This window comes from Flavonifractor sp. An10, from assembly GCF_002161215.1.
Lineage (GTDB): Bacteria > Bacillota > Clostridia > Oscillospirales > Oscillospiraceae > Flavonifractor > Flavonifractor avistercoris.
The window spans coordinates 246,214-265,029 of the sequence record NZ_NFMB01000007.1; the positions used below are offsets into that span (position 1 = coordinate 246,214).

The following is an 18,816-nucleotide window of genomic DNA, read 5'->3' on the forward strand; positions in this document are numbered from 1 at the left end:
GCCGCGGCCCGCGCCGGACGGATACCGGCAGAATACAGCCGTCTTTGACATTATAGTACAGAACCGGCTGTTCTGTAAACCGCGGATTTGCGGTTTCCCGGGAAATCCGCTGGATTCCACGCACACCAACCGGTGTTTGGAATAGGATACTATGACGATGGAGGTATTGGTTATGGAAAAGTACAGAGTTGGCGTCATCGGCGGCACCGGCATGGTGGGGCAGCGGTTTGTCACCCTGCTGGAGAACCACCCCTGGTTTGAGCTGACCGCCATCGCGGCCAGCGCCCGCTCCGCCGGCAAGACCTACGAGGAGGCCATCGGCGCCCGCTGGGCCCTGGATGTGCCCATGCCCGAGGCGGCCAAAGGCATGGTGGTGTACAACGCCGAGACCGACATCGAGGAGATCGCCGCCCGGGTGGACTTCGTGTTCTCCGCCGTGGATATGAAGAAGGAGGAGATCCAGGCCCTGGAGGAGGCCTATGCCAAGCACGAGTGCCCCGTGGTCTCCAACAACTCCGCCCACCGCTGGACGCCCGACGTGCCCATGGTGGTGCCCGAGATCAACCCCGAGCACATCCGGGTCATCGAGGCTCAGCGGAAGCGTCTGGGCGTGCAGCGGGGCTTCATCGCCGTCAAGTCCAACTGCTCCCTCCAGAGCTATGTCCCCGCCCTGCATCCCCTGCGGGAGTTCGGGCTGGAGCAGGTGCTGGTGTGCACCTATCAGGCCATCTCCGGCGCCGGTAAGACCTTTGCAACCTGGCCGGACATGGTGGACAACGTGATCCCCTACATCGGCGGCGAGGAGGAGAAGAGCGAGCAGGAGCCCCTGAAGCTGTGGGGCCGGGTGGAGAACGGCGTGATCGTCAACGCCGATTCTCCCTCCATCACCGCCCAGTGCCTGCGGGTGCCCGTGTCCAACGGCCACATGGCGGCGGTATTCATGCGCCTGCGGAACAAGCCCGCCATGGACGAGATCAAGGCCCGCTGGGCCGGCTTCCAGGGCCGGGCTCAGGAGCTGGAGCTCCCCTCCGCCCCCAAGCAGTTCCTCCACTACTTTGAGGAGCCCGACCGCCCCCAGACCCGGCTGGATCGGATGTCCGAGGGCGGCATGGCGGTCTCCATCGGCCGCCTGCGTCCCGACACGCAGTACGACTACAAGTTCGTCTGCCTGTCCCACAACACCCTCCGCGGCGCGGCCGGCGGCGCGGTACTTCTGGCTGAACTGCTGTGCGCGGAGGGCTACATCGTAAGGAGGTAAGCCCATTTCCATGAGAGAGCCCGTCTTTACCGGGGCCTGTACCGCCCTGGTCACCCCCTTTACCCACAGCGGCGCCGTCAACTATGACCAGTTCGCCCGCCTGATTGACCGGCAGCTGGAGGGCGGCGTGGACGCCGTCTGCGTCTGCGGCACCACCGGCGAGTCCGCCACCCTCTCTGTCCGGGAGCACATCAGGCTGGTGAAGGCCTGTGTCAGGCGGGTGAACGGCCGGGCCAGGGTGATCGCCGGCGCGGGGAGCAACGACACCGCCGCCGCCCTCCGGCTGTCCCGGCATGCCCAGGACGCGGGGGCGGACGCCCTGCTCCTGGTCACCCCCTATTACAACAAGGCCACCCAGGACGGGCTCATTCAGCACTATACCACGATTGCAGACCGGGTGGAGGTGCCCATTCTCCTCTACAACGTGCCCTCCCGCACCGGCGTGTCCTTCACCGCCGAGACCTACCAAGTTCTCTCTCAGCACCCCAACATCAACGGCGTCAAGGAGGCCAGTGGGAATTTCTCCCTGCTCTCCCATACCCGCGCCCTCTGCGGGCCGGACTTCCATATCTGGTCGGGCAATGACGACCAGGTGGTGCCCATGATGAGCCTGGGGGCGGAAGGGGTGGTCTCAGTGGCGGCCAACCTGGCGCCTGAGGCCATGGTGCGCATGTCCCATCTGTGCCTGGAGGGAGATTTCCAGGAGGCCGCCCACCTCCAGCTCCGGTATCAGGCCCTCATGGACGCCCTCTTTATCGAGGTCAACCCCATCCCCATCAAGGCGGCCCTGAACCTGGCCGGCTGGGACGCAGGTTCCCTCCGCCTGCCCCTGTGTGCGCTCTCCGACAGCCACCGGGAGGTGCTCCGAAAGGCCATGGAGGAGGCAGGGCTGCTCCAAAAGCCCGCGGCATAATTTAGACAGAAACAGAGGGGCGCGAAGCCATGGCTTCGCGCCCCTCTGTTGTGATGAACTTTTTACGGAGTGTGCTCCTCCTCCGAGTCCTCCGGCTGGCGGCCGGTGCCCGGGAGGGGTCTGCCGTTTCCATCCAGGCCCTTCCGCCGCAGGCGGCTGTTGGCCCAGTCACGCACCAGGGTGTACAGCACCGCGAAGGTGGGCACGCCCAGCACCATGCCTGGGAAGCCAAACAGCCCGCCGCACACCACGATGGACACCAGCACCCAGATGGCGGACAGGCCGGTGCTGTCGCCCAGGATCTTGGGGCCCAGGATGTTGCCGTCAAACTGCTGCAGGCCGATGACCAGGACGAAGAACCGCAGCGCAGCCCAGGGATCCACGATCACCAGGATCATCAGGCAGGGGATGGCGCCGATGATGGGCCCGAAAAACGGGATGATATTGGTGACGCCCACCACCACGCTGATGAGCATGGGGTAGGGTATGCGGACAATCAGGCAGAGGATGAAGCACAGCACACCGATAATGGCCGAGTCGATGAGCTTGCCGTTGATGAAGCCCACAAAAATCCGGTTGGCCCGGCTGCACACATCCAGGAGCCAGTCGGCCCGGGGCTTGGCGAGGATGGCGTAGATCAGCTTCTTCAGCTGGGGCACCAGCCGCCCCTTTCCCGCCAGCATATAGATGGAGGAGATCACCGCGGTGATGCCGGACACCACGCCCGTGCCCACAGCGTAACCGAAGCCCAGCAGCTGGGGCAGGGCCTCGGACACCCGCTGTGTGGCCGACTGGATCAGATCCTGATAGGAGCCCAACAGGCCGTTGACCCCCTCGGCGTCCAGATCGAACTGCACGATGAGCTCCTGCACCAGCTTGTCCAGGCTGTTGAGATAGCCCTGCATGTTGGTGGCCAGGTCGATCACGCTCTGGGCCACCTGGGGGATGATCAGATTGAGGAGGATCACCACAATGGCCAGGGCCAGCAGATAGACCGTCAGGATGGACAGGCCCCGCCTGTGCTTGTACCGCTTGAATACCCGGCGCTCAAAAAAGCACATGGGGGTGTTGAGCAGGTAGGCGATGGCAAAGCCGGCAATGAAGGGCATCAGCACATTGGTGAACATGCGCACGCGCACCGCGATGACGTCCACATGGTTCAGCCCCACATAGAACAGAATGGCGATCAGGAGTACAATCAGGAGCGATACGGATTTCCGCTCCAGGACATACCACTTCCACTTTTTCTCGCTGCGCTTGTTTTTTTCGTCCAAAGTGCCCGTCTCCTTTCACCCCTTGTCTCTGTTCAAATTGTACCATGACTGCCCGCGTTCCGCAACCAAAACAGCCGGGCGGGAAGCCGTAAATCAGCTCCCCGCCCGGTATGGATGAAATATAGGCCGCGTTTGCCCGCTCAGTTCAGAACCGCCCGGTGGAACACCTTCTTGCCCTTCTTGATGGTCACGCCCTCGCCGGAGAGCTGCTCCGCGGTGACAGAGGCGGCCACGTCGGTGACCTTTACCCCGTCCAGCTCCACGCCGCCCTGCTCGATGAGGCGGCGGGCCTCCTTCTTGGAGGGCACCAGGCCGCACTTGAGCATGAGATCCAGCACGCCGACGGCCCCGTCGGTGAGATCACCGGCGGCCAGGGCGGTGGTGGGCATGTTGGAGCGGTCGCCGCCCTGAGAGAACAGGGCACGGGCCGCGTCCTGGGCCTTCCGGGCCTCCTCCTCGGAGTGCACCAGCTTGGTCAGCTCAAAGGCCAGGATCTCCTTGGCCTGGTTGAGCTGGGCCCCCTCCCACTTGTCCATCTCGTCGATCTGCTCCAGGGGCAGGTCGGTGAGCATCCGCAGGCACTTGAGCACGTCGGCGTCGTCCACGTTGCGCCAGTACTGGTAGAAGTCATAGGGGCTGGTCTTCTCCGGATCCAGCCACACGGCGCCGGCCTGGGTCTTGCCCATCTTCTTGCCCTCGGAGGTGAGCAGCAGGGTGATGGTCATGGCGTAGGCGTCCTTGCCCAGCTTGCGGCGGATCAGCTCGGTGCCGCCCAGCATATTAGACCACTGGTCGTCGCCGCCGCACTGGAGGTTGCAGCCCACGGTCTGGAACATGTGGTAGAAGTCGTAGGACTGCATGATCATATAGTTGAACTCCAGGAAGGACAGGCCCTTCTCCATGCGCTGCTTGTAGCACTCGGCCCGCAGCATGTTGTTCACCGAGAAGCAGGCGCCCACCTCCCGGAGGAGCTCGATATAGTTCAGGTTCATCAGCCAGTCGGCGTTGTTGAGCATCAGGGCCTTGCCCTCCGAAAAGTCGATGAACTTGCTCATCTGCTTCTTGAAGCAGTCGCAGTTGTGCTGGATGGTCTCCACCGTCATCATGGAGCGCATGTCGGTGCGGCCGGAGGGGTCGCCCACCATGCCGGTGCCGCCGCCGATGAGGGCGATGGGGCGGTTGCCCGCCTTCTGGAGGCGGCGCATCAGCATCAGGGCCATGAAGTGGCCCACGTGGAGGGAGTCGGCGGTGGGGTCAAAGCCGATATAGAAGGTGGCCTTGCCGTTGTTGATCAGTTCCTTGATCTCCTCCTCGTCGGTGACCTGGGCGATCAGGCCCCGGGCTTGCAGTTCTTCGTAGATGGTCATTGGTCTGTCTCCTTTTCCTGTGTCTCATTTTATCAATGGTTGATTCGTACAGAGGCCTCGCAGAGTTTCGCCGCCTGTGGCGGCGGAATAAAGTCTAGCCTCATTCAAAAGGCTATCAGCCTTTTGAATGAGAAAACGCCCCCTGTCCTCGCGGACAGAGGGCGTAAAGCTACGCGGTACCACCTCTGGTTCGCCGCTCCCTCGCGAAAGCGGCCTCATGGGGTGCCATCACACCCCGGCGCGATAACGGGCGCACCCGACACAGCCCTACTGCACACAAGCGTGGTTCGGGCGGCTGCTCCAGGGTGTATTTCCCGGCCTGTCCCCTCCCCCTCTCACCAAACCGGGGGCTCTCTGGGCGGGACGCGGACTGGTACTTCTCCCTGTCATCGCAGTTTCCTATTGGGTTGGATTATAGTACGGGCGGAGGCGTTTGTCAAGCGGGAAATCTTCAACCAGCGTGTCGAAAAAGTCTTTTCGACACGCTGCCGAACTTTTTGAAACTGCAAAAAAGTTTCAAAAAGTTGTTTGATCCAACGCGAAAGGGAACCCTGACGGTTCATCTCCGCGCCAAGTGCCGCCGCATTGCGGCGGTTGCGCTCCGAAACGCCCTGTGGGGCAGCCTTTCACACTATCCTTCCCTCCGAATCCTTCGGCTGGAGGGTTTATCGACGGCCCGAACTTCACAAAACAAAACTTTTGTGCAGTTATCTCCTGTTCTCCTTGAACTGCTCCGCGCTGTCCAGCAGTTCCCCCGCCGCCCGACGGGTGGCGTCGGTGATGTGGTCGCCGGAGGTGAGGCGGGCCAGCTCCTCCATCCGCCGCTCCCGGCTCAGCCGCTCCACCCGGGTGAAGGTACGGCCGTTCCTCTCCCCCTTCTCCACCGAGAAGTGGACATCCGCCATGGCGGCCAGCTGGGGCAGATGGGTGACGCACAGCACCTGCTTGGTGCGGGCCACCCCGGCCAGCTTCTCCGCCACCTTCTGGGCCGCCCGGCCGGACACGCCGGTGTCCACCTCGTCAAACACCAGGGTGCCCACCTGGTCGTTCTCCGCCAGCACGTTTTTCAGCGCCAGCATGATGCGGGCCAGCTCACCGCCGGAGGCGATCTTCTGGATGGGCTTCAAATCCTCCCCCACGTTGGCGGACATGAGAAACTGCACCTCGTCCATGCCGGTCTCGTCCATGGCGTACTCCCCCGCCTTGGGGGAAAACTCCGCCCGGAAGCGCACCTTGGGCATGTCCAGCTGGGCCAGCTCGTCCTGGATGCGGCCCTCCAGAGCCCTGGCCGCCTTTTGGCGGGCCTGGCTCAGGGCCTCGCCCCGCTTTTTCGCCTCCGCCAGAGCCTTGGCCTGCTCCTTCTCCAGCCGGGCAATGGTGTCGTCGGCAAACTGGATCTCATCCAGCTCCTTTTTGCAGCGCTCCAGATAGGACAGCATGTCCTCCACCGTGCTGCCGTACTTCTTTTTCAGCCGGTGGAGCACGTCCAGCCGGCTCTCGAGCTCGTCCAGCTCACCGGGCTCGAAGTCCAGGCTGTCCCGCAGCTCCCGCACCTGCTCGGACACGTCGTCCGCCAGGGCGGACAGCTCCGCCAGCCTCTCCGCCAGCGCCGCCGCCTGTCCGCTGAGCCGGGCCGCGGCGTGGAGGGCACCCTCCGCCTGGCCGATCAGGTCGGCAGCCCCCTCCCGCTCCTCGTCGCCGGAGAGGGCCAGATGGGCCCCCTCCACCGCCTCGATCAGCTTGCCTGCATTGCGCAGCAGACTGCGCCGCTCGGTGAGGGCCTCCTCCTCCCCAGCCTTCAGCTCCGCCCGCTTCAGCTCGTTGATCTGGAACTCCAGGCTGTCAATGCGGCGGGCCTTCTCCGCCTCGTCCATCCGCAGGGCTGCCATCTCCTTGTGGATGGCGGACAGCTTGTCATAGGCCTCCCGGAACCGGGCCTGGAGGGTCGCCGTGCCGCCGAATCCGTCCAAGTAGTCCAGATGGCACCGCTCGTCCAGCAGCTGCTGCCCGTCGTGCTGGCCGTGGATATTCAGCAGCTGCCGCCCCAGCTGGCGCAGCTGGGCCACGGTGATGGGCCGGCCGCCCAGGCGGCACACATTCTTCCCGTCGGGCTGGATCTCCCGCTGGAGCAGCAGGTTCCCGTCCTCGTCCGGCCCCATGCCGTTCTCCCGGAACCAGTCCAGATCGGGCAGGCCGGTGAACACGGCGCTGACCTGGGCGGACTTGGCGCCGGTGCGGATCAGTTCCCGGCTGGTGCGCTCCCCGGTGATGGCCCCGATGGCGTCCACCACGATGGACTTGCCCGCGCCGGTCTCGCCGGTGAGGGCGTTGAAGCCGCTGTCGAACTGGATGTCCGCCGACTCGATCACCGCGATATTTTCGATATGAAGCAGAGAGAGCATATGCTTTTCACCAGCCTCGCAGAGTTCCTGCGGCCGCAGCCGCAGGAATCAAATGAAAATCCGTTTTCAGCCGCGACATGCGCGTGGCTGAAAACACTTCTCGGCCCACAAGTGTGAGGTTTGGCCGCCCATGGCGGCCAAACCTTGCGCGCGGGGGCCGTAGCTTTCTCAAAAAAGCGGCTCCGCAGCTTTTTTGACTTATTTCAGCATGGTGTGGATCTCATTGCAGAAGGCCTGGGCGTCCTCATTGGTGCGCATGATCAGCAGGGCGGTGTCATCCCCCGCCAGGCTTCCCACCAGGCCGTTGATGTCCATGCCGTCGATGGCGGCGCAGGCCGCCGAGGCCAGCCCCGGCATGGTCTTGAGCACCACGATGTTCTGGGCAAGGTCGAAGGAGGTGACCCCCTCCTTGAAGATGGTACGCAGGCGGCCGGCAAAGTTCAGCGACGCCTTGCGCTCCGACACCGCATAGCGGTAGGTGCCGTAGCCGGTGAGCTCCTTCACCAGGTGCAGCTCCTTGATGTCCCGGGAAATGGTGGCCTGGGTGGACTGAACCCCTCGGGCCCGCAGCTCCGCCAGGAGCTGATCCTGGGTGTCCACGTCCTGCTCCTCAATGATGCGCAGGATCTCCTGCTGACGCTTTGCCTTCATGCCTTCGCTCCTCCCAATTTTTGACTTAGAATATCATAGAAGCTCCGTCCCGTCACCCGCACCAGCCGGGTTTTGGACTTGGAGACCCGCAGCTCCACGGTGTCCCCCCCGCTGAGGCGGAAGGCCTTGCCTCCGTCCACCGAGAGATAGGCGGTCTTGCGGGTCAGCCGCCCCATTTTCAGGGACACCACCCGCTCCCGGCCCAGGATGACAGAGCGGGCCGACAGGGCGTGGGGGCAGATGGGGGTGACGATCATGTTCTCCGCCGTGGGCTCCACAATGGGCCCGCCCGCAGACATGGAGTAGGCCGTGGAACCGGTGGGGGTGGCCACAATCACCCCGTCGGCGGAAAAGCGCACCATGAGCGCCTTGTCGGCATAGACCTCCAGCTCCAGCACCCGGGCCACGGCCCCTTTGGTCAGAACCGCGTCGTTGAGGGCGATATCGCTGAAAATCACCTTGCCGTCCCGGCGCACCGCCACATCCAGCATCATGCGGGACTCGATGGTGTACTTCCCCGCCGCCAGCTTGGAGAGCATGGACAGCTCGCTCTGCTCCAGCTCGGCCATGAAGCCCACGCTGCCCAGGTTGACCCCCAGGATGGGCACGCCGAAGGCGTTGGCGTCCTTGGCGGCGTGGAGAATGGTGCCGTCCCCGCCGAAGCACACCAGCATGTCCGCCGTTTTCAGCTCCTCCTGGGTGTTCTTGAGGGTGATGTGCCTGGGGAGCTCCGTGCCCCCTCCCTCCACAGAAAAGGGCAGGCACATGGCGGTCTCCACCCCCACGTTGCGCAGGATCTTCTCCGCGGCCTGGGCCGCCCGCAGCCCCCTGTCCCGATAGGGGTTTGGACTGAGTACTACTTTCATGCTCCGGCTCCTTCCAGGGCCCCGTGGGAGGACTCCACCAGGGCGGCCACATCGCCGGCCCAGGGTGCGCCGGCCCCCACGGTCAGGTGTCCCAGATATTCGATATTGCCCTCCGGCCCCCGAATTGGTGAAAAGGTCATTTCCTTTACAGTAAAATCCGCCTCGGCGGCGTTGATCAGGAACTGCTCCAGCACCTCCCGGTGAACCGCCGGATCCCGGACGACTCCCTTCTTGCCCACCTTCTCCCGGCCCGCTTCAAACTGGGGCTTTACCAGGCACACCAGCTGCCCCTCCGGCTTGAGGAGGGTGCGCAGGGCGGGGAGAATCAGCTTCAGGGAGATGAAGGACACGTCCACCGTGCCGAAGTCCAGGGGCTCCGGGATCTGCTCCGGCGTCAGATAGCGCACGTTGGTGCGCTCCATGCACACCACCCGGGGATCGCTGCGCAGGCTCCAGGCCAGCTGGCCGTAGCCCACGTCCACCGCGTATACCTTCTCCGCCCCGTTCTGGAGCATGCAGTCGGTGAAGCCCCCGGTGGAGGCCCCGGCGTCAATGGCGCGGGCGCCCCGCAGATCGATGCCGGTAAAGGTCTTCAGGGCCTTCTCCAGCTTCAGCCCGCCCCGGCTCACATAGGCCAGGGTCTGGCCCCGCACCTCAATGGGGGCGTCCGCCTCGATCTGGGCGCCCGCCTTGTCCACCTTCTGCTCCCGGACATAGACCTGTCCGCTCATGATCACCGCCTGGGCCCGCTGGCGGCTGTCAGCCAGTCCCCGCTCCACCAGCAGCACATCCAGACGTTTCTTCTGATTTGCCATGTCCGCAGACCTCCCGTGCCCGATGATACAAGCTCTCCCCGTCCAGGCCGCACAGCCGCCGCAGCTGGGGGATGGTTCCGTGGGTCACAAAGCCCCGGCCCGTACTGGCCAGGGCCAGCCCCTGCACCGGTATGCCGGCGGCCAGAAGCCCGGCGGCGATGCGCTGGCCGATGCCGCCCATCTCCGCGCTCTCCTCCGCTACCAGCAGCCGCCCGGTCTTTTTTACAGACCGGGCCACCAGCTCCAGGGGAAGTGGTGTAATGGTATTCAGCTTCACAACCTCGGCCCGGATGCCGTCCGCCGCCAGGCGGTCGGCGCAGTCCAGAAGCTCGTTGACCAGTGTGCCGCAGCCCGCCAGCGTGAGATCCGTCCCCTCCCGGAGCAGCACCGCCGGATGCCGGGGAGCACCGTCCTGATAGGCCCCCTCCCCGCCCCGCGGGTAGCGGATGGCCACCGGGCCCTTCACCTCATAGACGGCATACTTCAGCATGTCCCGCAGCTCGGCGAAGCTGGCGGGACAGAGGACGGTCATGCCGGGGATGGTGTCCAGGAAGGCCGGGTCAAAGAGGCCGTGGTGGGTCTCCCCGTCCTCCCCCACCAGGCCGGCCCGATCCACCGCCAGCACCACATGGAGGCCCTGGAGGGCCACATCGTGGAGGAGCATATCATAGCTGCGCTGCAGAAAGGTGGAGTACACCGCAAACACCGGCGTCATCCCCTGCTTGGCCATGCCGGCCGCCATGGCCGCCGCGTGGCCCTCGGCGATGCCCACGTCAAAGAACCGCTCCGGGAAACGGTGGGCAAAGCCGTTCAGGCCCGTGCCCCCCTGCATGGCCGCCGTGATGGCGCAGATTTTGGGATCCTTCTCCGCCAACTCGCACAGGGCCTGCCCGAACACAGCGGAGAAGTTCGGAGCGGTCGGGTGTACCAGTTCCCCGGTCTCCACGCAGAAGCGGCCCACCCCGTGGAAGAGATCCGGGTTGCGCTCCGCAGGCGTATAGCCTTTCCCCTTTACAGTTCTGACGTGGAGCAGGACAGGCCCCTTCAGCTCCCTGGCATAGCTGAGCAGCTGGGTCAGGCGCTTCACATCGTGGCCGTCCACCGGCCCCAGATAGGTAAAGCCCATGTCCTCGAACAGGCTGCAGGGCAGAAGGGTCTCCTTGATGGCCGTCTTGACCTTGTGGGTCACATTGTAGATGTGCCCGCCCAGGGGGAGGACGCTCATCACCTTCCGGTAGCCCTTTTTGAAATGGAGATACTGGGGCTTGAGCCGCTGGCGGGCCAGATGCTCCGCCACGCCGCCCACGCTCCGGGTGATGGACATGCCGTTGTCGTTGAGGATGACGATCAGCGGCTCCCCGCTGTCGCCGGCATCCGACAGGCCCTCATAGGCCAGGCCGCCGGTGAGCGCCCCGTCCCCGATCAGGGTCAGCACCTGATAATTTTCATTCTGTAAAGTTCTAGCCCTTGCCATGCCGAGGGCCACCGATACCGAGTTGGAGGCGTGGCCGGCGATAAAGGCGTCGCTGGGGCTCTCCACCGGCTTGGGGAAGCCGGCGATCCCCCCAAAGGTGCGCAGGGTCTCCATGGCGGCGTTGCGGCCGGTGAGGATCTTGTGGGCATAGCACTGGTGCCCCACGTCAAAGACCAGCCTGTCCCGCCCCGTGTCGAACACACGGTGGATGGCCACAATCAGCTCCACCGCCCCCAGGCTGGAGGCCAGGTGCCCCCCAGTCCGGGACACGGTGTCGATGAGCCGCACCCGCAGACGGCGGCACAGCTCCGCCGCCTCGCTGTCGCTGAGGCCGCCCAGCTGTTCGGGCATATGATCGAGATCGAAATTCAGAGTTGTTCACCCCCCGGCCCCGCTGCGGGGCCCGGAACCAGAATCATGACCAGAGCCAGGCGCCCAGCAGGCCCACGCCGATGCCCAGCAGGCCGCCCATCAGCACCTGAAACGGCGTGTGGCCCAGGAACTCCTTCAGCTCCTTGCCGAAGAGCGCGGGCTTCATCTCCGTCCAGTGCTCCATAATATAGTTGAGGATCTTGGCCTGCTCCCCCGCCGCCCGGCGGACGTTGGAGGCGTCGTACATGACCACGATAGCCACCACCGCCGCCACGGTGAACACCGGGGACGCCCAGCCGTACATGTACCCCATGGCGGCAGCGCAGGCGCACACAAAGGCAGAGTGGGAGCTGGGCATGCCGCCGCTGGAGAGGATATGGCGCCAGTCCAGCTTGCCCTTGGTGATCAGCGTGATGACAAATTTGATGATCTGGGCCATGGCCCAGGCCAGGATGGACAGATTCAGGATCAGATTTCCCGTGAGGAAATCCACTACATTGCGCATATCCGCTCCCCCCTTACGTCTGCCGGTCGGCCAGGGACTCAGCCAGGGCCCGCAGCTCGGCGCCCTCGCCTCCGAAGGGCGCGAGGGCCTCGGCCGCCTGTTCCGTCAGCCGGGCCACCAGCGCCCGGCACCCGTCCACCCCCTTGAGGGTGACAAAGGTGGTCTTGCCGCTCCTGGCGTCAGAGCCGATGGGCTTGCCCAGGGCGGCCTCGTCCCCCACCACGTCCAGGATGTCGTCCTGGATCTGGAAGGCCAGGCCCAGCGCGGCACCATAGCGGCGCAGGGCCTCCCGCTGCTCCTCCGTGCCGCCGGCCACGGCCCAGCCCATCTCCAGGGCCGCCGTGATCAGCGCGCCGGTCTTGAGGCGCTGGAGCTCCTCCACCTCGGCCAGGGTGAGGGCGCGCTCCTCCCCAGCCATGTCCAGGATCTGGCCGCCCACCATGCCGGCGCCGCCGGCGGCCCGGGCCAGGATGCCGGCGGCCAGCACAATCCGCTCCGGCGGAAGGGCCTGCCCCGGCGCCAGCATGGCCTCAAAGGCAGCGGTGAGCAGGCCGTCCCCAGCCAGCACCGCCGTGGCCTCGCCGTACACCTTGTGGTTGGTGGGCCGCCCCCTGCGGAGATCATCGTCGTCCATGCAGGGCAGGTCGTCGTGGATCAGGGAGTAGGTGTGCACCATCTCCACCGCACCGGCAAAGGGAAGGGCCGCCTCCACATCCCCGCCGCACAGGCGGCAGGCCTCCAGCGTCAGCACCGGCCGCAGGCGCTTGCCCCCGGCCAGCAGGCTGTACCGCATGGCGTCATACAGGTTTCCCCGGGGCTCCCGCTCCAGGAAGCAGTTCCGGAGCCACGCCTCCATCCGCGCCCGGTGGGCGTCCAGCCGTTCCAGCTTCCCCATGGCCTAGCCCTCCCCCTGAAAGGGCTCCTCCACCGGGGCGCCGTCCGGCCCGGCCAGGAGCCTGGTCACCTTCTGCTCGGCCCGATCCAGCTGGGCGGAGCACTTCTTCATCAGCTTGGTACCCTCCTCAAAGAGGGAGAGCGCGTCCTCCAGGGGGGCCTCCCCCTGCTCCAGCAGCTTGACAATCTCCTCCAGCCGGGCCATGGCCTGCTCGAAGGTCATTTTCTTTTCCGCCATGTTGGTCTTATCCTTTCCCTATCTGACAGGTTTGATCACTTCACAGGAAATTTCTCCGTCACACAGGCGGAGGGCCAGCCGGTCGCCCGGCCTGGCAGTTCTGGCCGACCGGAGCACCGTGCCGTCCTCCCGCTTCGGGATGGCGTAGCCCCGCCCCAGCACTTTCAGGGGGCTCAGGGCGTCCAGGGAGGCCGCCAGCCGGGCGAAATGCTCCTTCTCCCGCCCCAGCGCGCCGGTGAGGCCGTGGGCCAGCCGCTCCCGCTGGTAGTCCAGCAGCATCCGCTTGTCGTCCACGTAGCTCATGGGCTCCCGGAGGGCCCGGCAGCGGCCGGCCTGCTCCAGCTCCTTGCGGGCACGCTCCAGCCGGCGGAACACCGCCTGGGCCATGCGCCCCTCCGTCTGGGCCAGCCAGGCGGAGATCTCGTTCTGATCCGGCACCGCCAGCTCCGCCGCATTGGACGGGGTGGCCGCCCGCAGATCGGCCACAAAGTCGGCGATGGTCACGTCGGGCTCGTGCCCCACGGCGGAGATCACCGGAATCTCCGAGGCGTAGATGGCCCGGGCCACCCCCTCGTCGTTGAAGGCCCACAGATCCTCCATGGAGCCGCCGCCCCGGCCGGTGATGATCAGATCCGCCACGCGGTGCCGGTTGGCCCAGGCGATGGCGGCGCACAGCTCCCCGGGGGCCTCCGCCCCCTGAACCCGCACCGGGATCACCGCCGCCTCAGCCAGGGGCCAGCGGGCCCCCAGTATGCGCAGCATGTCCCGCACCGCCGCCCCCGCCGCCGAGGTGATGAGGGCGATCCTTTTGGGGAACCGGGGAATGGGCTTCTTGTGGGCCTGGTCGAACAGCCCCTCCCGGTACAGCTTCTCCTTGAGCTGCTCAAAGGCGATGTGCAGCTCCCCCACCCCGTCGGGGGTGAGCTGGCTGCAGTAGAGCTGATACTGGCCGTCCCGGGGAAACACGGTCACCCGGCCGAAGGCCACCACCTTCATGCCGTTCTCTGGCCGGAACCGGAGGCTGGCGGCCTCCCGGCGGAACATGACGCACCGGATGGCCCCCTCCGCGTCCTTGAGGGAGAAGTAGTGGTGGCCGGAGGGGTAGCACTTGTAGTTGGAGATCTCCCCCCGCACAAAAAGGCCGGCCAGAGCTCCGTCGCGATCCAGCAGGCCCTTGATATATTGGTTGACCTGGGTGACGCTGTAGATGGGCGCGGTGTTCATGCCTCTCCCTCCTGTTCCAGGGCCCGATGGGCCAGGATCGCCGCACCCATGGCGTTGTCGGTGGAGTAGCGGGGTTCGGCAAAGGCCGCGTCGGCCATGACCGCGCGCAGCAGCCGGTTGGATGCCACCCCGCCGGAGCACAGCACCGGCAGGCCGGGCCAGCGCTTCTTTGCCGCGTCGGTGGCCCGGCGCACCGCCGAGGCCACCGTCTCCAGGGCAAACCGGGCAATCTCCGCCGGGGGCTTCCCCTGCTCCGCCAGGGCCTTTACCTTGTTCTCCATGCCGGAGAGAGAGAATGTAAGGTCGTTCAGCTTTACAGAAAATCCGAACACCGGGCCGCTCTCCGCCGCCAGGGCGTCCAGGGCCTTCCCCGCCGGGAAATCCAGGCCCAGCAGCACGCCGGTGCGGTCAATGAGCTGTCCGGCGGAGATATCGCTGGTGCCGCCGATTTTCTCCGCCCGGACGTTCCACCCCTCCGGCTCCACATACAGCAGCTCGGTGGTTCCGCCGGACAGGTGCCAGGCCAGCATGGGGCCGCCCAGCAGCTCCATGCGGCCCGCCGACCAGGCGGCGGCGGCGATGTGCCCCTGCTGGTGGGAGACGGCATAGAAGGGCACCCCCAGCACGTCGGCCAGGGCGCGGCCCTGGCCCTCCCCCGCCAGGAAGCAGGGCATGTAGGAGCCCTCCACCGCCCGGGGACGGGTGCTGGCCCCCACGGCGGCCAGGCCGTCCAGCCAGCCGGCCGCGCGCAGCTCGGCAAACCGCTCCGGCAGGTGCTTCACGTGCTGGAACAGGGCGTCGCTCTGCCGCAGGCCCAGCTCGCCGGGGCGAACCTCCAGCAGGCGGCCGGCGTTGTATCCGTCCCGGCCGTCAAACACCGCCGCCGAGGTGGTGTAGTTGCTGGTGTCGATGCCCAGGGTGCGCATGCTCACGCCTGCTCCTCCCCGGGCTCCCCGGCAGGGGCCTGCGGCTCCGCCGCAGCCTCCGCGGCCCGGCGGCCGATGGGGCCCACCGGATCGGGCACGCACTCCCCCCGGACAAAGGAGCCCAGGATGCCGTTGACAAAGGAGACCACCTCGGGCTCCTCGTAGTGCTTGGTCATCTCCACGGCCTCGTTGATGGCGGCGGCGTTGGGGATGTCCTGCATATACAGGATCTCATACATGGCCACCCGCATGATGGCCACCGCCACCCGGTTGAGGCGGGAGAACTTCCAGCCGATGGCGTACTTGGAGATATACTCGTCCAGCTCCGGGGCGTGCTCATACACCCCTTTCACCAGGCGGGTGATATACTCCCGCTGTTGTTCATTGGGAAATTCCGCGTAGAGAGGCTCCTCCTCCCCGATCTGGGCAAAGGTCTTTCTGGTCAGTGCCTCCGCCAGCAGCTCCTCCGCCGTCTGGCCGGTAAAGCCCAGCTCAAAGGCGAAGTGGACGGCGATCTCACGGGCAGCAGTTCTGGTCATTATGTCTCCTCCATGGCGGGACAGTTCCCGCAGCTTATCGTCATAGGTAGCTACATTATACAACAAAGCTGCATAAAAAGGAAAGAGCAAATTCCACACATCGGCAAAAAGCCCGGGGTGCACCGCAGCGCGCCCCGGGCTTTGGGTATTTTCCACGCAAAACACCGGCGCGCGCCGTTGGCGGCACACGCCGGTGCTGGAAATGCTGGCTTACTGGGGCTTCTTTGCCTCCCGGTCAAAGGTCACGCCCAGCACGTGGACATTGACGCACTCCACCGTCAGGCCGCTGGTATTCTCGATGGCGCTGAATACCGCGTTCTGAACCTCCTTGGCCACGTCGATGATGGTATAGCCGTACTTGATCAGGATGGAGACATCCACCCGGACGCTCTCCTCCTCCACCGTGATGTGGACGCCCTTGGACAGGTTCTTCTTGCCGCCCAGCAGCTCGGCAATGTCGCTGCCCAGGTTGGCGGCCAGGCTCCCGACCCCCTCCACCTCAGTGGCGGCGGCAGCGGCAATCGCCGCCAGAACCTCCTCGGAGATGTGGATGTTCCCCAGCTCGTCAGGACGGGAGACATATTCCTTTCCGTCAGCCATTCCGGTCACGCTCCTTTTTTCTTTCGTGCTCTGGTGCTCTTGGGGATCATTGTACCACAAAAAAGAGAAATTACAACTGGTTTTTCCGGCGCAGCCGGCCCGGAGCCGCCCCCGCCTATTCCTGGGCCTCGATGATCTTGACCTGGCTGGCCTCATAGCCGGTCTCGTCGGTGACAATCTCGGTGATCTTAGCCACGTCCGCGTCGGTGAGGCCGCCCTCCTGGGCGGAGACCACCACGCTGACGCTCTCGTCGCTGATGAAGGCCACGCAGTCGGCATACCCCTTGGCGGTGACCAGGTTCTCGATCTGGGCCTCGGAGACGGTATAGCCGGCAATGGTCTGGATGGCCTGGCCGTTGGCCTCCTTCATGGCCTCGTCGGCGTTTTCGCTGGCCATGGCGTCCTCCAGGATGGTCAGGGCGCTGTCCCTGGCCTGCTGGCGGTTGAGCCGGGCCGAGTCAAAGTAGCCGCCGCCGGAGGGCGCCGGGGTGGCGGATGCCTCCGGAGCCGGGCTGGCCGTGGACGAGAGCAGAGGGTCGTCCGTCTGCCCGTTCACCAGGGCGGCCTCCCCCAGGGTCTTGCCCGCGTCGGCTGTCTCCCCGCTCTGGTACGTCCAGTTCAGGTAGACCGCCGCGCACACAAAGAGCACCACCGCCGCCACCACCGCATTCCGCTTCCACACTTTCATCTTAGCTGCCTCACTTTCCTTCACAGACTGATATGTGATCCGCGCCGAGTCCCGTCAGCGCGGATACCGCCTCCACCACCTGGAGCCGGACGGACGGGTTCCCGCCCCCCGAGCATACCACAAGGGCCCCCTGATATTGGGGCGAAATCTGCTGGAGGGTGACGGTCTCCTCCGTCCCGCCGCCGGAGAGCACCACCGTGGTCAGGGCGGCGTCGGTGGAGTCGGCCTCCACCGTGCTCTGGGTGTCCTGGGCCAGGATCCGCCTGGGGCTGCTCTGGAGGGTGAGCACCACCCGCACCTCCCCCACCCCGGTGATCCGGGACAGGGCCTCCTCCATCCGCTTCTCCAGCGCCTCCACCTGGAAGGCGTCCGCCTCCTCCCCGGCCGCGGCGGCCGACTCCCCGGCTGCTCCGCCACCCCCCGGCAGGGCGGGCAGGAGGAGCAGCGCCGCCCCCGCCGCAATCACCAGAAGCACAAACTTATTCCGCTCCCACAGGGCGCGCAGGCCCTTCCCCAGCGCCCCCAGCTCCTTGCTTTTCATCCCTCGCCCCCGCTTTCGTACGTCTGCCGCTCCGCCGGGATGGCGAAGTCGGCCTCAATGGCGCGCGTCAGCGCCTCCCGCTGCTCCGCCGTCAGCGCCCCGGTGATGGTGACGGCGGTGGGCACGGGCCAATCCCCCCCGCCTTCCGCCTCCACGGCCGCCAGGCAGGTGATGCCCAGCCCGGCCGCCTTGTCCTGAATATATGCGGCGGACTGCTCCTCTATGATGTCCTTCATCAAAGTTTCGTTCTCCTCCTCCAGCTCCGTGCTGTAGGCGCTCAGATCCAGCCGATACTCCGTAAGGGCCCGGCCCAGCGCTTCGGTGTCCAGCTTCAGCAGGGGATTGAGCACCGCCGCCAGCATCACCAGCCCGCCGGTGAGGCGGAGGATGCCCCGGATGTTCCCGTCGGGGCACAGGGCCTCCGCCAGGGCCACCAGCATGGCGGCGGCGGTGATGCCCAGCAGCCATTGACGAATCAGCTCCAGCATGGCCTCACCTCACCACCGCCGTGATGGCGGACACCAGGGAGATGAGCAGCAGCAGGGCGCAGGAGCCCGTCATGCCCAGCACCAGGCCGAAGGCCCCGCCCAGCTGGTCGATGAGCCCGGCCACCCGGCCGCCGGACACGGTGGCGCTGAGGGCGGCGGCGGCCTTGTAGGCCAGGTAGTGGATCCCCAGCTGGAGGAAGGGCCCCACGCACATGGCCAGCACCGCCAGCATGCCGAACACCCCCACCGCGTTTTTCAGGATGCCCGCCCCGGCCAGCACGGTCTCCGCCGCGTCGGACAGGATGCCTCCCACCACCGGCACCAGGCTGGACATGGTGAACTTGGCCGCCTTGACGGTCACCGCGTCGGTGGTGCCGGCGATCACCCCGCTCACCGTCAGGTAGCCCACGAAGACCACCAGCACGGTGGTGAGCACCGCCGTCACCAGCCACTTCAGGGTGCCCGCGATGCGCTTGAGCCCCTCGTTGCCCACCGCCGCGTGGGCCACGCAGGCGGCGATGTAGGCGTACACCAGGGGGAGCAGCAGCTGGGTGATCAGGGTGATGAGCACGTCGGAGAACAGCATGGTGGCCAGCTGCCGGGCCACCGCCCCGCCGGGGGAGCCTGCGGCGGCGGCCGCCGCCGTGACGGTGGGCAGCAGGAGCTTGGAGAAGGTGGACATGTTGTCCAGCGCCTCCCGGCCCAGGCCGATGAGGGTGTTGGCGTCCGCCGCCGCCACCGCCGCCACCGCCAGGGCCCCCACGATGGACACCACGTCCAC

General features: G+C 65.9%; 20 protein-coding genes and 1 other annotated feature. Of the genes, 2 read left to right on the forward strand and 18 right to left on the reverse strand.

Annotated elements, in window-relative coordinates; genetic code table 11:
- Positions 1–172: 172 nt before the first annotated feature.
- On the forward strand, positions 173–1,258 hold the full coding sequence (gene asd / locus B5E42_RS13960; protein WP_087240697.1) for an aspartate-semialdehyde dehydrogenase: 1,086 nt from the start codon (positions 173–175) through the stop codon (positions 1,256–1,258).
- 10 nt (positions 1,259–1,268) lie between these two features.
- Positions 1,269–2,171 carry a 4-hydroxy-tetrahydrodipicolinate synthase gene (gene dapA, locus B5E42_RS13965; RefSeq protein WP_087240699.1) on the forward strand — a complete coding sequence of 301 codons (903 nt, stop codon included), beginning with the start codon at positions 1,269–1,271 and terminating at the stop codon, positions 2,169–2,171.
- A 62-nt stretch (positions 2,172–2,233) separates the two neighbouring features.
- Here dapA and B5E42_RS13970 read toward each other — a convergent pair whose 3' ends face one another.
- The 18 genes from B5E42_RS13970 to B5E42_RS14055 all read right to left on the reverse strand — a co-directional run.
- Positions 2,234–3,445 (reverse strand): AI-2E family transporter, encoded by a 1,212-nt coding sequence (locus B5E42_RS13970; RefSeq protein ID WP_087240701.1) that lies wholly within the window; start codon positions 3,443–3,445, stop codon positions 2,234–2,236.
- Between the two features lie 140 nt (positions 3,446–3,585).
- On the reverse strand, positions 3,586–4,812 hold the full coding sequence (tyrS, locus tag B5E42_RS13975; RefSeq protein ID WP_087240703.1) for a tyrosine--tRNA ligase: 1,227 nt from the start codon (positions 4,810–4,812) through the stop codon (positions 3,586–3,588).
- A gap of 154 nt (positions 4,813–4,966) precedes the next feature.
- Positions 4,967–5,211, reverse strand: a binding site (T-box leader).
- A 308-nt stretch (positions 5,212–5,519) separates the two neighbouring features.
- On the reverse strand, positions 5,520–7,214 hold the full coding sequence (gene recN / locus B5E42_RS13980) for a DNA repair protein RecN (protein WP_087240705.1): 1,695 nt from the start codon (positions 7,212–7,214) through the stop codon (positions 5,520–5,522).
- 198 nt (positions 7,215–7,412) lie between these two features.
- A complete protein-coding gene (locus B5E42_RS13985) occupies positions 7,413–7,865 on the reverse strand; it encodes an arginine repressor (RefSeq protein WP_087240707.1) in 453 nt (150 codons plus the stop codon).
- Positions 7,862–8,731 (reverse strand): NAD(+)/NADH kinase, encoded by an 870-nt coding sequence (locus tag B5E42_RS13990; protein WP_087240709.1) that lies wholly within the window; start codon positions 8,729–8,731, stop codon positions 7,862–7,864. The genes B5E42_RS13985 and B5E42_RS13990 overlap by 4 nt, the downstream gene beginning before the upstream one ends.
- Complete coding sequence (locus tag B5E42_RS13995; RefSeq protein WP_087240710.1) at positions 8,728–9,546, reverse strand: TlyA family RNA methyltransferase; 819 nt, start codon at positions 9,544–9,546, stop codon at positions 8,728–8,730. Before B5E42_RS13995 ends, B5E42_RS13990 begins: the two co-directional genes overlap by 4 nt.
- A complete protein-coding gene (gene dxs / locus B5E42_RS14000) occupies positions 9,491–11,371 on the reverse strand; it encodes a 1-deoxy-D-xylulose-5-phosphate synthase (RefSeq protein WP_087240712.1) in 1,881 nt (626 codons plus the stop codon). Before dxs ends, B5E42_RS13995 begins: the two co-directional genes overlap by 56 nt.
- Positions 11,372–11,435: 64 nt before the next feature.
- Positions 11,436–11,897, reverse strand: a complete 462-nt coding sequence (locus tag B5E42_RS14005; protein ID WP_087240714.1) for a divergent PAP2 family protein — start codon at positions 11,895–11,897, stop codon at positions 11,436–11,438.
- A 13-nt stretch (positions 11,898–11,910) separates the two neighbouring features.
- Positions 11,911–12,792 carry a polyprenyl synthetase family protein gene (locus tag B5E42_RS14010; RefSeq protein WP_087240716.1) on the reverse strand — a complete coding sequence of 294 codons (882 nt, stop codon included), beginning with the start codon at positions 12,790–12,792 and terminating at the stop codon, positions 11,911–11,913.
- A 3-nt stretch (positions 12,793–12,795) separates the two neighbouring features.
- Positions 12,796–13,029 (reverse strand): exodeoxyribonuclease VII small subunit, encoded by a 234-nt coding sequence (gene xseB, locus B5E42_RS14015; RefSeq protein ID WP_087240718.1) that lies wholly within the window; start codon positions 13,027–13,029, stop codon positions 12,796–12,798.
- 18 nt (positions 13,030–13,047) lie between these two features.
- Positions 13,048–14,253 (reverse strand): exodeoxyribonuclease VII large subunit, encoded by a 1,206-nt coding sequence (gene xseA, locus B5E42_RS14020; protein ID WP_087240720.1) that lies wholly within the window; start codon positions 14,251–14,253, stop codon positions 13,048–13,050.
- A complete protein-coding gene (locus B5E42_RS14025; RefSeq protein ID WP_087240722.1) occupies positions 14,250–15,179 on the reverse strand; it encodes an FGGY-family carbohydrate kinase in 930 nt (309 codons plus the stop codon). The genes xseA and B5E42_RS14025 overlap by 4 nt, the downstream gene beginning before the upstream one ends.
- A 2-nt stretch (positions 15,180–15,181) precedes the next feature.
- A complete protein-coding gene (gene nusB / locus B5E42_RS14030) occupies positions 15,182–15,718 on the reverse strand; it encodes a transcription antitermination factor NusB (RefSeq protein WP_242967149.1) in 537 nt (178 codons plus the stop codon).
- Between the two features lie 210 nt (positions 15,719–15,928).
- The gene (locus B5E42_RS14035) at positions 15,929–16,318 is read right to left on the reverse strand and encodes an Asp23/Gls24 family envelope stress response protein (protein WP_087240724.1); all 390 of its coding nucleotides are present in this window, start codon (positions 16,316–16,318) and stop codon (positions 15,929–15,931) included.
- A 115-nt stretch (positions 16,319–16,433) separates the two neighbouring features.
- A complete protein-coding gene (locus B5E42_RS14040; RefSeq protein WP_087240726.1) occupies positions 16,434–17,006 on the reverse strand; it encodes a SpoIIIAH-like family protein in 573 nt (190 codons plus the stop codon).
- A gap of 10 nt (positions 17,007–17,016) precedes the next feature.
- Positions 17,017–17,547, reverse strand: a complete 531-nt coding sequence (locus tag B5E42_RS14045) for a stage III sporulation protein AG (RefSeq protein WP_087240728.1) — start codon at positions 17,545–17,547, stop codon at positions 17,017–17,019.
- Positions 17,544–18,035: a stage III sporulation protein AF gene (locus B5E42_RS14050; protein ID WP_087240730.1), complete on the reverse strand. Its 492-nt coding sequence runs from the start codon at positions 18,033–18,035 to the stop codon at positions 17,544–17,546. The genes B5E42_RS14045 and B5E42_RS14050 overlap by 4 nt, the downstream gene beginning before the upstream one ends.
- A gap of 4 nt (positions 18,036–18,039) precedes the next feature.
- Positions 18,040–18,816: stage III sporulation protein AE (locus tag B5E42_RS14055; RefSeq protein WP_087240732.1), on the reverse strand; the 777-nt coding region annotated here is incomplete at its 5' end.

Coding starts and splice junctions, on each gene's coding strand:
- asd (WP_087240697.1), top strand. CDS start 173: ATGGAAAAGTACAGAGTTGGCGTCATCGGCGGCACCGGCATGGTGGGG.
- dapA (WP_087240699.1), top strand. CDS start 1,269: ATGAGAGAGCCCGTCTTTACCGGGGCCTGTACCGCCCTGGTCACCCCC.
- tyrS (WP_087240703.1), bottom strand. CDS start 4,812: ATGACCATCTACGAAGAACTGCAAGCCCGGGGCCTGATCGCCCAGGTC.
- recN (WP_087240705.1), bottom strand. CDS start 7,214: ATGCTCTCTCTGCTTCATATCGAAAATATCGCGGTGATCGAGTCGGCG.
- B5E42_RS13985 (WP_087240707.1), bottom strand. CDS start 7,865: ATGAAGGCAAAGCGTCAGCAGGAGATCCTGCGCATCATTGAGGAGCAG.
- B5E42_RS13990 (WP_087240709.1), bottom strand. CDS start 8,731: ATGAAAGTAGTACTCAGTCCAAACCCCTATCGGGACAGGGGGCTGCGG.
- B5E42_RS13995 (WP_087240710.1), bottom strand. CDS start 9,546: ATGGCAAATCAGAAGAAACGTCTGGATGTGCTGCTGGTGGAGCGGGGA.
- dxs (WP_087240712.1), bottom strand. CDS start 11,371: ATGCCCGAACAGCTGGGCGGCCTCAGCGACAGCGAGGCGGCGGAGCTG.
- B5E42_RS14005 (WP_087240714.1), bottom strand. CDS start 11,897: ATGCGCAATGTAGTGGATTTCCTCACGGGAAATCTGATCCTGAATCTG.
- B5E42_RS14010 (WP_087240716.1), bottom strand. CDS start 12,792: ATGGGGAAGCTGGAACGGCTGGACGCCCACCGGGCGCGGATGGAGGCG.
- xseB (WP_087240718.1), bottom strand. CDS start 13,029: ATGGCGGAAAAGAAAATGACCTTCGAGCAGGCCATGGCCCGGCTGGAG.
- xseA (WP_087240720.1), bottom strand. CDS start 14,253: ATGAACACCGCGCCCATCTACAGCGTCACCCAGGTCAACCAATATATC.
- B5E42_RS14025 (WP_087240722.1), bottom strand. CDS start 15,179: ATGCGCACCCTGGGCATCGACACCAGCAACTACACCACCTCGGCGGCG.
- nusB (WP_242967149.1), bottom strand. CDS start 15,718: ATGACCAGAACTGCTGCCCGTGAGATCGCCGTCCACTTCGCCTTTGAG.
- B5E42_RS14035 (WP_087240724.1), bottom strand. CDS start 16,318: ATGGCTGACGGAAAGGAATATGTCTCCCGTCCTGACGAGCTGGGGAAC.
- B5E42_RS14040 (WP_087240726.1), bottom strand. CDS start 17,006: ATGAAAGTGTGGAAGCGGAATGCGGTGGTGGCGGCGGTGGTGCTCTTT.
- B5E42_RS14045 (WP_087240728.1), bottom strand. CDS start 17,547: ATGAAAAGCAAGGAGCTGGGGGCGCTGGGGAAGGGCCTGCGCGCCCTG.
- B5E42_RS14050 (WP_087240730.1), bottom strand. CDS start 18,035: ATGCTGGAGCTGATTCGTCAATGGCTGCTGGGCATCACCGCCGCCGCC.